Below are 13358 nucleotides of genomic sequence, written 5' to 3'. Positions count from 1 at the left end.
TCCAAATCGACGTGCACATGGCCTCCATGGTCATCGTTGCTCAGCAACGTCGATCATGGAGACCCTCACCCGTCACCCCGCAGCCACCCCCATCCACGCAGGTAACCCCGGTCATCACTCGTCTAGGTATACCTAGGCCGCCTAAGCCCCTCATCTAAGGAGCCCTGAGCAGCAAAGATAGGAATCGCTGCCGATGTGGCGGGCCGCTCGCCAGCCGAGGATGGATACATCACCGGATGACGAGGAGACAAGCCATGTTGATCCACGCGGACCTGATGCTGAACCTGGCGAACGAGCGGCACCGCGAGCTCATCGCCGAAAGCGCCAAGCGGAGCCTGCTGAGCAGCGCCCGCCGGGCGCGCAAAGCCCGGACGAGCGCCGCGGCGCGCGGACGGCCCACCGGTACGCTGGCGACGTGCGAACCCTCCGTGGCGGTGCCAGCCCGGTGATGATCGGGCGAGAGAGCGAGCTGCGCCGGTTGGCGCGGCTCGCTTCGTCGCGTGAGCCGGCGGTGGCGATCATCGCGGGCGAGCCGGGGATCGGCAAGACCCGGCTGGTGCACGAGCTGCTGGCCACGCTGCCGGCCGAGACCGTGGTGCTGGTCGGCCAGGCCGAGCCGGGGTCGCTGGCCCGGCCGTACGAGGTGTTGCTGGACGCCATCGACGGCCGCCCGGACGTCGACGACGAGCAGCTGGCCGCCCTCACCGACCCGAAGCGCAGCCCGGTGGAGCGTCTGCACACCGGGCTCGCCATCCTCGCCGACCTGGTCGGCGACTCCCCCGCCGTGCTCGTCTTCGAGGACCTGCACTGGGCCGACTCGGAGAGCGCGGCGCTGTTCGAGCGGATCGCCGACCAGCGCGGGTCGCGGCTGCTGATCGGGACGTACCGGCCGGACGAGGTGTCCCGCCGGCAGCCGGTGGCCGGGTTGCTGGCCCGCCTGGAACGCCGGCACGCCGTCACCCACGTACGCCTGGAACGCCTCACCCCCGCGCAGACCGCGGCCATGCTCGCGGCCGCGACCGGCGCGCCGGCGCCGCTGCGCGCCGCGACGGCGCTGCACCATCGCACCGGCGGCAATCCCTTCTTCCTGGAGGAGCTGCTGCGCGCGCTGCCCGGGTACGACGTGGCGGCGCTGGTCGAGCAGCCGCTGCCGTGGAGCCTCGCCGACGTGCTGCGCCGCCAGGTCGACGACCTCGAGCCGATCAGCCACCGCGTCGTCGAGGCGGCCGCCGTGCTCGGCCACCGGATCCCGTTCGACCTGCTCGCCGACGTGACCGGCGCGGGCGAGGACGAGCTCATCGCCGTGCTGCGCGACCTGGTCACCCGGGGCGTGCTGGTCGAGTCCGGCGAGGACGAGTTCGCCTTCCGGCACGCCCTGCTGCGCGAGGCGATCACCGACCAGATGCTCGCCCGGCAGCGCCGCCGGCTGCACGAGGCGGCGCTCGAAGCGCTGCTGCGCGGCGGCGCCTCCGACCCGGCGATGGTGGCGCACCACGCCCGCGGCGCCGGCCGGTACGACGACATGATCGAGGCGACCCGCCGCGGCGCCGCCGTCTACCTCTCCATCGGCTCCGCCTATCAGGCCCTGCAACTGGCCGAGATGGGCCTCGACGAGGCGCCCGACGACACCGAGCTGCTCGCCGCGGCCGCGCGGGCCGCGTGGCTGGCCGGTCTGCTCGACGACGCCCTGCGCTACGGCCGGCGCTGGCGCGACCTGGCCACCAGCACGACCGACCGGGCCGAGTCGCTGTACCTGCTGGTGCGCATCGCCTGGGAGTCCCGCGAGTTCGACGAGATGGGCGCGCTCACCGACGACATCGAGACGCTGATCGCCCAGCTGCCGCCGGGCGCCGACCAGGCGCGGGCGATGACCGCGATCGCGCAGTCGTCGTACCTGCGCGACGAGTTCGACGCGGCGCTGCTCTGGTCCGACCGCGCGCTGGCCCTGGCCGCCGAGTTCGACCTGCCGTCGATCCGCCTGGCCGCCCAGCTCGAGAAGGGCGCGACCCTCGGCGAGCACCCGCAGACCGCCGCCGAGGGCCGGGAGATGCTTTCCGCGCTGGTCGACGAGGCCGAGAAGGCGGGCGAGTGGGTGCTGGCCGCGCACGCCCTCAACCACCTGGTGCAGGGCGAGCCGCCCACCTCGCCGGACGAGCACGCCGCGGCCCTGGAGCGGATGCGCGTCGACGCCGAGCGGGCCGGCTTCGAGTCGCTGGCGGTGGCCACCTACTTCCAGGGCCGGGCCCGGCTGGCGGTGCGGGCCGGCGACCTGCGGGCCGCGATCGCGATCCTCGAGGAGGGCCGCGACCAGGACCGGGGGTTTCAGCGGCGCGGCCGCTGGGCCGACTATCACGGCGTCTTCCTGGCCGGGCTCTATCTGGAGGCCGGCGAGCTGGACCGGGTCGCTGAGCTCATCGGCGACCTCGCGGCGCTGACCGACAACCCGGCCACCACGATTCCCGGCCTCGCCTTCCATCTCGCCTGCCGCCGGGGCGACCTGCCCGGCGCCGAGCGGATCCTCGATGAGCTCCTCGCGGCCCTGGCCACCGAGTCCTGGCGCAGCGGCGAGCGCGCCCACGACCTGATCTCGGCGGCGCTGGAGGTCGGCCTGCCCATGCCGCGGCTCGACCGGATGGCCGCGGCGCTGCTCGACGACGACGTGTGGGACGCCTACCGCACCCTCGCCGACTCCCAGCTCGCCGAGGCGCACGGCCGGCACGCCGAGGCGCTGGCCGGCTATCTCTCCATCGCCGAGGCCCACATTCTCGGGCCGGCGACCCGCGGCAGCGTACGCGTCGGCGCCGCCCGCTGCCTGCTCGCGGCCGACCGGCGGGCGGAAGCCACGGCCCAGGCGGAAGCGGCGGCGCCACTGCTCGCCGAGTGGGGCGGCTGGCGGGTGGCCCAGCTCGAGAAGGTGCGCGCCCTGCTGGGCATGGCCCCGGCCGACGCGCCGGCGGCTGTCACCGGCCCGGCCGCGCTGACGCCGCGTGAACGCGAGGTCGCGATGCTGATCAGCGACGGGCTGACCAACGCCGAGCTGGCCCGGCGGCTCTACATCTCACCCAAGACCGCCGCTGTCCACGTCTCGAACATCCTGCGGAAGCTGGGCGTCGCCTCACGCACCGAGGTCGGCGACGTCGTCGGCCGGCGGTGAGATGGCCGGCTCGTGCTTGGCCCGCACGCTCACCCGGGTCGGCCCGCTCAGGATCACGAAGTCGACGGCCAGGTAGGTGACGCCGTCCGCGTCGAGCCCGACCGGGATGTCATAGGACCACCCCGGCCCGGCCTCGATCTCACCCGGCCCCTCGATCACGCCGGACCAGTCGCCGGCCGGCTCGTAGTAGCCCTGCCAGGCGGTCGCCCGCACCGCGACCGTGCCGAGGTCGAGACGCAGCGGGTCGGCGCCCCGGTGGACCAGCCGGGCGAGTTTCGGCGCCGGCTCGACCGCCACCGCGGCCCGGGGGAAGTCGGTCAGCCGATCGAGCAGCCGTCGCGCGACCGCGGCCAGCAGCGCCCAGTCGCCGGGGCCGTCGCCGATGCCGGCGATCGAGACCGGGCCGGTCGCCGCCAGCTCCAGCACCTCCTCCGCCGCGTCCGGTGGTGGCATCGCCGCGGGCGCCGGGCCGGCGGCATCGACCAGCGCGCGGATCTGGGCCAGCTCCCCGGCCGGCAACTGCCCGGCGAACCAGCCGACGCCGCCGGCGCTCACACCGCGCCAGCCGCTGATCGCCCCGTCCTCGGCGACCTCGACGCTCTCCGCCACGGCGGGCGTCTGGCTTCCGTCCGCGACCACCAGCCGCAAGATCATCGACGCTTCGCCTCCCAGGTGCCGCCGAGTGCCCGGCCGAGGATAGCCATGAACTCGGCGATGTGGCGCGGTTGCGCGCCGTGGTCGTGCGGGTCGGTCACCCGGCCGGCGTCGCCCATGATCGACCCGCTGGAGTAGCTGAACCGCTGGATCGTCTCGTACCGGTCGTTGTCGCTCGGCAGCGCGGCGTCGAGGTCGCGCAGCAGGTTGCCGCTGAGCGGGATCGCGGGCTTTCCCGGCACCGGCGGCGGCCCGGGCACGGCGGCCACGGCCGGCACCGTCGCGGTCGGCATCTTCGCGTACGCCTCGACCACCTGCTGGGCGAACGCGCCCGGCCGGACCCCGATCCCGACGCTCGCCGCGCTGGCGTTGGCCGAGCTGCGCGCCAGCATGGCGGCCTGCAGGTTGGCGGCGATCGTCGCGGCCGGCACGCCCGGCCCGGCGGCATCGCCGACCGGCGGCTCGTGCCCGGTCGCGCGCACGAAGTCGCCGGGGTGCAGCTGGTATTCGTCCTGCAGGCCGATCAGGTGGCCGTACTCGTGCGGGATGGTGGTCGCCGCGTTCGGATCGCCGGCGAACCACTTGCCGGCGTTGGCCCGGCCGGTGCCGGCCACCACCGTGACCGTGTTGGCGTCGCCGCCGGCCCCGCGGGCCATCTTGAAGTCGACCGGCATCGACTTCTTGGACACCGTGTCCACGCCCATGTACTGGTTCCACACCGCCTCGACGTGCCCGAACCACGCGGCCGGCGCGGGCAGCCCGACGAAGTTCACCTTCACCGTGACCACCATCCGGTTCTTCTGGATCTCCCACGAGTACCGCGACGCGTTCGCGCCGGTCAGGCCGAACGTGTGACCGCCGACCTCCTCGGTCCACTGCCGCTCGACCGCGCCGGTCGTCGAGCCGGGCGCCACCGCGTCCAGCGCGTCCCAGGTCGCCTTGTCGGCCGTGCCGGTCGCGGTCAGCGGCGGCACCCGCCCGCTCTGGAACGCCTGCAACGCGGCTTGCGTCTTGGGCCCGAAGACGCCGTCGTCCTTCAGCGGCGGCGCGGCGCCGGCCCGGTTCAGCTTCTGCTGCAGCTCGTGCACCGCCGGGCCGCTGGTCAACCCGCCGACGCCGGTGACCGGGTGCAGCGACGTGCCGGCCACCTGGGTGCCCAGCGAGTCGGCGGTGCCGCTCGGCGTGTTCTGCTCGACCGGGGTCGCGCTCGCGCCCTCGGCCGCGACGAAGCCGCCCATCACCTTCGCGTCGAGGTCGGCCCACATGGCGGCGTCGACCGTCCCGGTCGGGAACCGGGTCAGCACGCCCACCTCGTACTTGAGCACCGCGATCAGCATGGCGCCGTCGAACTGCGCGTTGATCGACAGCCGCGGGGCGGCGCCGAGGGCGTTGAGCTTCTGCTGGGCGAACGCGACGTCGGCGCCGGCCGAACCGAGCGAGAGCGGCGTGCGGGCCGGCGGCGGCAGCGCCGCGAACGCCGCGTCCAGGCGGGTCCGGGTGGCCGCGTCGAGCACGCCGGTCGGCCGCGCGATGCCCACGCTGGTCTGGAAGGTGCGCACCGCCGCCTCGGTCAGCGGCCCGAACCGGCCGTCCTCGGTCAGCGGCAGCGCGGAGGCCTGCACCCGGCTGAGCTTGATCTGGGCGTCCCGTACCCCTTCGCCGTGCGCCCCCGCCGCCAGCGGCCCGCCCGGCGCGCCGCCGCCCCCGCCCGGCGCCGGCGGCGCGACGAGCCGCGCGACCTGGGCGTTGCCGCCGGCCTGGGTCAGCTCGGTCAGCGCGGCCGGCCCGCCCGGCACGCTCTGCAGCAGCCGGGCCAGGGCGGCGTTCCCGCCGGCCTGCAGCAGGGCCGGGCCGGCGGTTTCCGGGCGTTGCCCCGGCAGAACCGGAACCTTCGGCTCGGCGCGCTGGTCCGGGATCGGCCCTTCCGACGCGTCTGACATAGAGCCAGCCTCGACCGCCGCGCGGCCGGGGCCAAGGGCGTTCGGGCGGCCTTTCGAGCACTTTCCGGCTTGACCTTGGGCGGGACGGTGGTTTGGCTACCACCATGACTTCCACCGCGCGCCGCCTGTGGTCGCTGTTCGAGCCGTTGCACGCCGTCACCTACTTCACGCCGCAGGCCGCCGCGGCCTTCGAGGCGGCCGGGCTGACTGGCTTCTGGCGGCGTTACTTCGCCGGGCGGGCTGCCGCGCTCGGCCCGGTCGGCGCCGGCCCGGTCATCGCCGCGTTCTTCGGCTTCGCCCCGGCGCTGGTCACCCGCGCCTTGCCGAGCGTGTGGTCCCGCATCTCGCCGCAGGACGCGCTGGCGGCCCGGGCGAGAGGCGCCGCGGCGGCCCTGACCGACCTGTTCGACGGCCTGCCGCCGTCCGCCGTGGCCGACGCCGCCGACCTGCTGGAGGCCGCCGCCCGCGCGACCGACCGGCCCGGCCGGGTGCTGGCCGCGGCCCACGCCGACGTGCCCTGGCCCACGGATCCGGTGGTCCGGCTCTGGCACGCCGCCACCATCCTGCGCGAGCACCGCGGCGATGGGCATGTGGCCGCGCTGCTCACCGCCGGCGTCGACGGCTGCGAGTCGCTGGTCTGGCGGGCCGCCCTCGACGGCGGCCGATTGCGCGAGGTCACCCAGCCCGCCCGCGGCTGGACCGACGAGGAGTGGGAGGCCGCCGCCCGGCGGCTCGCGGACCGCGGTTGGCTCACGGCGAGCGGCGAGGTCACGGCCGAGGGTCTGGACGCGTACGAGGGGGTGGAGGCCCTTACCGACCGGCTCGCCGCCGCCCCGTGGCAACGCTTGGGCCCCGCCGAGACCGAACGCTGCGCCGAGCTGCTGACCCCGCTGGCCGCCCGAACCTGGACCGTCCTCCCGGACGACAACCCGATCCCGCTACGCCGCCCGTCCCGCGGTCAATGAAAGCCGCCGGGCGGCGGCGCGCAATTCGTCGTGACCCGAACCGACTCGCATCCCCTCGATGCCGGCCGAGGCGATTCGGCAGTCGTCCGGATTGACCTGCTGTCGTGTTCCGGCAACAGCGAGCGTGCCGACTCACCCCGACAATGGCGCGGTCGGGCGGCAGATCAGGATGTCGCGACGAGCAACCGCTCGACCGCATCCGCCAGTTCCCCGGCCGGGCGTCGCCCGTCCAGCTCCACCGTGGCACCGCCACGCAGCAACGGTTCGACCTCTTGCGAATAACGCTCGATCTCCGCTTGCTGCGCCGGTGTTTTCCCGTACGAGTTGTTCGACCGGCTCGCGACCCGGCTCAGAAGCGTGCTCAGCGGCGCGCTCAGCAAAACCACCTGATCGAAACAGTCGTAGAAGCGGCCCTGATTGTCCACCGTCCCCGAGACCACAACCTCGGCGTACTCCGCAAGCAGAGCCGCCATGCGCTGCTCGTCCCACACCCCGTCCGCCGACGTCCAGCCACCGTAATCGGTGTCCACCACAAAGTGGCCCCGACGCGACAGTTCCGCCAACAGCGTGCTTTTCCCCACGCCGGACATGCCCGTCACCAACACCCGCGCCACACCGTCACTCTAGAGAAGGCCGGGGCATCCCGTCATCGGCACGAGCGGCTGCCGAAGGCCCCGGCTGGTCGTCCATCGGGTGACTGCGCCGGAGCCGGCCGGCGCCGGCGCTAAGACGGCACCTGCCCACCCCGCGCGCCGAAGGGGTGAGATCCTCGCGCATGCGGTGTAGCTCCTCGACGATGGCCGGACGGGAGCCGCCTCGGTTCACTGGTCGTACGAGGTTTTCGACCAGGACTGTGAGGCGACATGTTCGTACTGCGGGTGGCGACGCTCATCGCGGCGACCATGACCACCGGGCTGGCGGCCGGGGTGTTCGGTCTCTACCAGCACACCATCATGCGCGGCCTGGCGGGCACCGACGACCGTACGTTCGTCGGGGCGTTCCAGGCCCTGGACCGGGCGATCATCAACCCCTGGTTCATGAGCAGCTTCTTCGGGGCGCTGCTGTTGACGGCGGCCGCGGCGTTGCTCAACCCGGGCAAGCCGTGGATCATCGCCGCGTTCGTGCTGTATCTGGCGGTGGTCGTCATCACGCTGGCGATCAACGTGCCGCTCAACGACGCGCTCAAGGCGGCCGGCGACCCCGACCGGATCACCGACCTCGCGGCGGTTCGGGAGCGGTTCGACGAGGCGCGCTGGTCCGCCTGGAACCTGGTCCGCACGATCGGCAGCACGGCCGCGTTCGGCCTCCTCTGCTGGGCCCTGGTGGTGCGCGGCCAGACCCGGTAGGCGCCGGCCGCACGGTCTCAGGCCGGGCGGGCCTGCGCCGGCGGGGTGTCGGCCACCGCCGGCCCGCCGGCGAACGCCCGTCGCACCAGGCGGGCGGCCAAGGGCACCAGGCCCAGGCAGGTCGCGCCGATCGCGGTGAGCACCAGCGCGACGCCACCGGTCGCATCGGCGCTCGCCGTGGCCGCGCCGACGCCGGCGAACGCGCCCACCCACAGCGTGGTGCCCAGCGCCGACCAGCCCAGGAACCGACCGGCCGGCATCCGCACGATGCCGGCCACGATCGGCACCACGGCGTGCACGACCGCGACGAACCGGACCGTCACCAGCGCCGACGCGCCGCCTCCGCGCAGGTATGCCTCGGCGCGGTCGAAGCGCTCGGCGCCGATCCGGCGGCCCAGCCGGGTGCCGCGCAGCCGGGTGCCGAACAACCGGCCCACCGCGTATCCGCCGACCTGGCCCGCGAGGCCGCCGGCCGTGGCCACCACGACGGCGACCGCGAAACCGGCCGGCCCGTCGGGCAGCGAGCCGGCCAGCATGACCACGGACTCGCCGGGCACCAGCAGTCCGAGCATGAAGGTCATCTCGACGGCGGTGGACAGGAACGCGACCAGCAGGACCATTCGCGGGTCGACGGTTGACAGCCAATCGACGAAGACGGCAGCGGCGTTCGACAGGTCGGTGAGCACATGATCAGCCTGCCCGCTCCGGTCCCGGCGAACCATCCGGTTATACCCCGAGAGACCCCTGATGCCGACCGGCCCATCGGGCGCGAAACGGCGACCGCGTCACCGGACCTGGGCGCTCTCCTCGCGGGCGACCACCGGCGCCGCCACCCGGCCGGCCCGGCGGCGGGACACCGCGACGCCGGCCAGGCACAGCACGCCGCCGGCGAGGGTGAGCCATCCCGGCACCTCGCCCAGGAACAGCCAGGACATCAGGACGACGAGCGCGGGCACCACGTACGTCGTCGCGCCCAGTTTGCCGGCGCTGGTGCGGGCCAGCGCGTACGCCCAGGTGGTGAACGCGATCGCGGTCGGGCCGACACCGAGGTAGATCATGTTCAGGGTGGCGGAGACCGGGGCGTCGGCCGACTCGTGGGCGAGCACGCCGGCGAACGGCAGCAGGGCGACCGCGGCGACCAGCGCGGAGTAGGTGGTGATCTGCAGCGCGCTGCCGTGGCGCAGCGCGGGCTTCTGGGCGACGACGCCGATCGCGTACGTGATGGCGGCCAGCACGCACAGCAGCACCCCGAGCAGCGACGAACCGCCGCCGCCGGACATCGACAGGCCGACCACCACGGTGCCGGCGAAGGACACCGCGATGCCCAGCCACAGCGAGCGCGGCGCGGCCTCGCCGAGGAGCCGCACGCCGAGCAGGGCGATCAGGATCGGGCCGACGTTGACGATCAGCGCCGCGGTGCCGGCGTCGACCAGGCGCTCGCCCCAGTTGAGGAACACCATGTAGCCGCCGAACCAGAGCAGGCCGGAGGTCAGGATCCCGGGCCAGGCCCGGCGGTTGGGCCAGCCGACCCGGCGGATCAGGGCGATCGCGGCCAGCAGGACCGCGGCGGTGGCCAGCCGGCCCAGCGCCAGCGCGCCGGGCGAGTAGGCGCCGCCGGCGCTGCGGATCGAGACGAAGGCCGACGCCCAGAACAACACGGTCACGGCCGCAGCCAGCAAAGCGCTCATGGGAGGAACCTACGGCCCGAACACTTCGGCCTCTACCGACAAATGAGGTTGGCAATACGATGGGCGGGTGACGACGGAAGACCTGCACCACCTCGACGCCGTGGCCAGCCTCGCCGACCCGGTGCGGCGGCGGGCGTACCAGGTGGTCGCCGACGGGGCCGGGCCGGTCGGGCGGGACGAGGTCGCCGACGCGCTCGGCGTGGGGCGCACGCTCGCGGCGTTTCACCTGGACAAGCTGGTGGCGGCGGGACTGCTGGAGGTCTCGTACGCGCGAAGGTCGGGCAAAAGCGGCCCGGGCGCCGGGCGTCCCGCCAAGCTGTACCACGTCTCCGCGGCGGAGCACGCGGTCAGCGTGCCGCCGCGCGCCTACCGCGCGGCCGCCGAGTTGCTCGCCGAAGCCCTGGAGCAGGCCGGCGCCGAAGACACGCTCTACCGGGTGGCGCAGCGGCATGGGCGACAAAAGCCGAGAAACCCCGACGTCGAAGCGCTGCTCGCCGAGCACGGCTACGCCCCGGTCGCGGCCGGCCCGGACCGGATCGAGCTGCGCAACTGCCCCTTCCACCGGCTGGCCGAGCAGTTCCCGCCGGTGATCTGCGGCATGAACCTCGCGATGATCAGCGGCCTGCTGGACGACGCCGGCGAGTGGACGGCCCGGATGGACCCGGCGCCCGGCCGGTGCTGCGTGACGCTCTCTAAAAAGTAGATCCGTTGACAATAGAGGGGCGAGCTGATGAGGTGGGTGGCATGAGCGACTTCCACCTGGCCCAGATCAACACGGCCCGCCTCCGAGCCCCGCTGGAAGACCCCTCGATGACCGAGTTCACCGACGGCCTCGCCGTGATGAACGCGCTGGCCGACCGCTCGCCCGGCTTCGTCTGGCGGCTGGTCGGCGACCGGGGCGACGGCACCATCGCCGCGCCCGCCGACCCGATGCGCATCTACACGCTCTCGGTCTGGCAGTCCGCCGAGCACCTGCGCGCGTACGCGTACCAGTCCGAGCACCTCGACTACCTGCGCCGCCGCCGCGACTGGTTCCTCCCGCACGGGCCGGAGGCCGCGCTGGTGCTGTGGTGGATCCCGGCCGGCCGGATCCCCACGCTGCGGCAGGGCATCTCCCGGCTCGACCGGCTGCGGGCCGCCGGGCCCACTCCCGACGCCTTCACGTTCCGGCAGCTCTTCCCCGCCCCGGAGCTGAGCCGCCGGTGACATAGGGTCGCGGGGTGAGCTCGGATCTCTCGGTCACCGTCGCCGACGGCGTCGCGCTGCTGGAGCTGCGCCGTCCCCCGGCCAACCACGTCGACGAGTCGCTGCTCGGCCGGGTCGCCGACGCCGCCCTGAGCCTCGACGACGATCCCGCCTGCCGGGTGATCGTGCTCGCTTCCGAGGGCAAGCACTTCGGCGCGGGCGCCGATTTAGGAGATTCAGATTTCGTACGCGACCGGGCCGCGGCCGCGCGGGGTCTCTACCGGCACGCGATCCGGCTCTTCGAGGTGCGCACCCCGATGATCGCCGCCGTGCAGGGCAGCGCCGTCGGCGGCGGGCTCGGCCTGGCCTGCGCGGCCGACTTCCGGGTCGCGGAGGCGTCGAGCCGGTTCGTGGCGAACTTCGCCCGGCTCGGCTTCCACCAGGGCTTCGGCCTGACCGTCACGCTGCCCGAGCTGGTGGGCCGCCAGTTCGCGGCCGACATGCTGCTGACCGCGCGCCGGGTCGGCGCTGCCGAAGGCGTACGTGTCGGGCTTGTCGATCGGCTCGCGGAGCCGGGCCTTCTCCGCGAGACCAGCCATGCACTCGCCCTGCAGATCGCGGCGTCGGCGCCGTTGGCCGTGCGGTCCATCCGCAAGACGCTGCGCGGCGATCTGGCCGGGCGGGTGCGCGAGGCGCTGGAGCACGAGCTGGCGGAGCAGCGGGTGTTGTGGGCGACCAAGGACAGCGCGGAGGGCATCGAGGCGAGCCTGCGGCGCCGGACGCCGGTGTTCCGGGGTGAGTGAAGAGACTCCGATGGCCGCCTTCGAGGTCCGGCACCGCGGGCTAGCGTCGAGGGCATGACCCCAGAACTTGTGCTCAACAACGGCGTCGCGATGCCGGCGCTCGGCTTCGGCGTCTTCCAGAGCCCGCCGGAGGAGACCGCCGCCGCGGTCGAGGCGGCGCTGCGCGTCGGCTACCGGCATGTCGACACGGCCGCTGCCTACGGCAACGAGCGTGAGGTGGGCGACGGGATCCGCCGCGCCGGGCTGGACCCGGCCGACGTCTTCATCGAGACGAAGGTGTGGGTCAGCGACTACGGGTACGACGAAACGCTGCACGCCTTCGAGAAAGCCACCCGCAAGCTCGGCGTCGACCGCCTCGACCTGCTGATCCTGCACCAGCCGGCGCCCGACCGCTTCGACCGCACGATCGCGGCCTACCGGGCGCTCGAGAAGCTGCTCGCCGGCGGCGGCGTGCGGGCCATCGGCGTCAGCAACTTCATGCGTCATCACCTCACCGAGCTGCTCGCCCGCACGACCGTCGTGCCGGCGGTCAACCAGATCGAGCTGCACCCGTACTTCAGCCAGCCCGACGTCCAGAAGGCCGACGCCGAGCACGGGATCCTGACCCAGGCGTGGTCGCCGATCGGCGGCATCACGTTCTATCCCGGCTGGGGCGACGAGCGCCGCAGCGTCCTGCAGGACCCGGACATCGGCGCCATCGCCGCCGCGCACGGCAGGACCCCGGCCCAGACCATGCTGCGCTGGCAGCTGCAGCACGGCCGCTCGGCCATCCCGAAATCGACCAACCCGGCTTGGATCGCCGAGAACTTCGACGTCTTCGACTTCGAGCTGACCGGCGACGAGATGTCCCGGATCGACGGCCTGGACCGAGGGGTACGCAACGGCCCGGACCCGGAGGTGGCCCGCGACATCTTCGACCGGCCGATCCCGGAGGACTGACCCGCTCGGCGGCAACCGGTTTCACCGACTCCGACCACGCGACCTCGGATCTGGCGGGCGGATACCTCCAGGCCCTCGGCCGCAGGAACGGCGCACCGCGCATCATGCGCAGCGGATGATGCCGTCGCGCCGGGTCGGGTGGAGTCTTCGCCGTGACCGTCTCCCACTCTCGGCGCTGCGGAGCCGACCGGAAGCAAAGCAGGCACAGCATGGCTGAGCAGACTGCTGCGGCACGTCCGTCGGGTGCATTGCGAAGGGTGCTCATCCCCCTCGCCCTCGCCCAGTTCATCTGCAGCTTCGCCGGCTCGAACATGAACGTGATGATCACCGACATCAGCGAGGACCTGGACACCACCGTCCAAGGTGTGCAAGTCGCGATCACGCTCTTCCTGCTGGTCATGGCGGCGCTGATGATCCCCGGCGGCAAGCTCACCGACCGCTACGGCCGAAAGCGGTGCCTCAACGTCGGCCTTTCCGTCTACGGCATCGGCGCGCTTCTGAGCGCGCTGTCTCCCGGCCTGCCGACGCTGATCATCGGAAACTCGATCCTCGAGGGCATCGGCACGGCCCTGCTGATCCCGCCCGTGTACATCCTCACCACGATGTTGTTCACCGAGGTCACGTCCCGGGCCCGCGCATTCGGCGTGATCAACGCAATGGCCGGTATCGGAGCGGCCACCGGCC

The 13358-nt window shown here is 73.4% G+C and carries 14 protein-coding genes; 9 read left to right on the top strand and 5 right to left on the bottom strand.

Annotated elements, in window-relative coordinates; translation table 11 throughout:
• Positions 1-254 precede the first annotated feature (254 nt).
• Together ACFQS1_RS39715 and ACFQS1_RS39710 are read left to right on the top strand one after the other, a co-directional pair.
• On the top strand, positions 255-449 hold the full coding sequence (locus ACFQS1_RS39715) for a hypothetical protein (RefSeq protein ID WP_378978102.1): 195 nt from the start codon (positions 255-257) through the stop codon (positions 447-449).
• Positions 416-3154, top strand: coding sequence for an ATP-binding protein (locus ACFQS1_RS39710; protein ID WP_378978100.1), 2739 nt, complete (start codon positions 416-418; stop codon positions 3152-3154). Before ACFQS1_RS39715 ends, ACFQS1_RS39710 begins: the two co-directional genes overlap by 34 nt.
• Here ACFQS1_RS39710 and ACFQS1_RS39705 read toward each other — a convergent pair.
• Positions 3116-3808: a hypothetical protein gene (locus tag ACFQS1_RS39705; RefSeq protein WP_378978098.1), complete on the bottom strand. Its 693-nt coding sequence runs from the start codon at positions 3806-3808 to the stop codon at positions 3116-3118. The two genes, ACFQS1_RS39710 and ACFQS1_RS39705, sit on opposite strands and share 39 nt — an antisense overlap.
• A complete protein-coding gene (locus ACFQS1_RS39700; protein WP_378978096.1) occupies positions 3805-5748 on the bottom strand; it encodes a peptidoglycan-binding domain-containing protein in 1944 nt (647 codons plus the stop codon). The genes ACFQS1_RS39705 and ACFQS1_RS39700 overlap by 4 nt, the downstream gene beginning before the upstream one ends.
• A 104-nt stretch (positions 5749-5852) precedes the next feature.
• Between ACFQS1_RS39700 and ACFQS1_RS39695 the strand changes: the two genes are divergently transcribed.
• Positions 5853-6713: an SCO6745 family protein gene (locus ACFQS1_RS39695; protein ID WP_378978094.1), complete on the top strand. Its 861-nt coding sequence runs from the start codon at positions 5853-5855 to the stop codon at positions 6711-6713.
• A gap of 164 nt (positions 6714-6877) precedes the next feature.
• Here ACFQS1_RS39695 and ACFQS1_RS39690 read toward each other — a convergent pair whose 3' ends face one another.
• Complete coding sequence (locus ACFQS1_RS39690) at positions 6878-7327, bottom strand: AAA family ATPase (protein WP_378978092.1); 450 nt, start codon at positions 7325-7327, stop codon at positions 6878-6880.
• A 249-nt stretch (positions 7328-7576) separates the two neighbouring features.
• On the opposite strand from ACFQS1_RS39690, the gene ACFQS1_RS39685 reads away from it, so the two are divergent.
• Positions 7577-8059 carry an anthrone oxygenase family protein gene (locus ACFQS1_RS39685; protein WP_378978090.1) on the top strand — a complete coding sequence of 161 codons (483 nt, stop codon included), beginning with the start codon at positions 7577-7579 and terminating at the stop codon, positions 8057-8059.
• Between the two features lie 17 nt (positions 8060-8076).
• Here the strand turns inward: ACFQS1_RS39685 and ACFQS1_RS39680 are convergent, their stop codons facing one another.
• Positions 8077-8745: a DedA family protein gene (locus ACFQS1_RS39680; RefSeq protein WP_378978088.1), complete on the bottom strand. Its 669-nt coding sequence runs from the start codon at positions 8743-8745 to the stop codon at positions 8077-8079.
• Positions 8746-8844: 99 nt separating this feature from the next.
• Positions 8845-9747: a DMT family transporter gene (locus ACFQS1_RS39675; RefSeq protein WP_378978086.1), complete on the bottom strand. Its 903-nt coding sequence runs from the start codon at positions 9745-9747 to the stop codon at positions 8845-8847.
• Positions 9748-9814: 67 nt separating this feature from the next.
• Between ACFQS1_RS39675 and ACFQS1_RS39670 the strand changes: the two genes are divergently transcribed.
• The 5 genes from ACFQS1_RS39670 to ACFQS1_RS39650 form a co-directional block, all read left to right on the top strand.
• Positions 9815-10450: a helix-turn-helix transcriptional regulator gene (locus ACFQS1_RS39670; RefSeq protein ID WP_378978084.1), complete on the top strand. Its 636-nt coding sequence runs from the start codon at positions 9815-9817 to the stop codon at positions 10448-10450.
• A gap of 41 nt (positions 10451-10491) precedes the next feature.
• Positions 10492-10953 (top strand): DUF3291 domain-containing protein, encoded by a 462-nt coding sequence (locus tag ACFQS1_RS39665; RefSeq protein ID WP_378978082.1) that lies wholly within the window; start codon positions 10492-10494, stop codon positions 10951-10953.
• A 14-nt stretch (positions 10954-10967) separates the two neighbouring features.
• Positions 10968-11735: an enoyl-CoA hydratase/isomerase family protein gene (locus tag ACFQS1_RS39660; RefSeq protein WP_378978080.1), complete on the top strand. Its 768-nt coding sequence runs from the start codon at positions 10968-10970 to the stop codon at positions 11733-11735.
• Positions 11736-11789: 54 nt separating this feature from the next.
• The gene (locus tag ACFQS1_RS39655) at positions 11790-12674 is read left to right on the top strand and encodes an aldo/keto reductase (RefSeq protein ID WP_378978078.1); all 885 of its coding nucleotides are present in this window, start codon (positions 11790-11792) and stop codon (positions 12672-12674) included.
• Positions 12675-12826: 152 nt separating this feature from the next.
• Positions 12827-13358: MFS transporter (locus ACFQS1_RS39650; protein WP_378978076.1), on the top strand; the 532-nt coding region annotated here is incomplete at its 3' end.

Source organism: Paractinoplanes rhizophilus (assembly GCF_042664765.1).
Taxonomy (GTDB): domain Bacteria; phylum Actinomycetota; class Actinomycetes; order Mycobacteriales; family Micromonosporaceae; genus Actinoplanes; species Actinoplanes rhizophilus.
The sequence above is the reverse complement of the archived record's forward strand: the minus strand, read 5'-3'. Positions and strand labels throughout refer to the sequence as shown.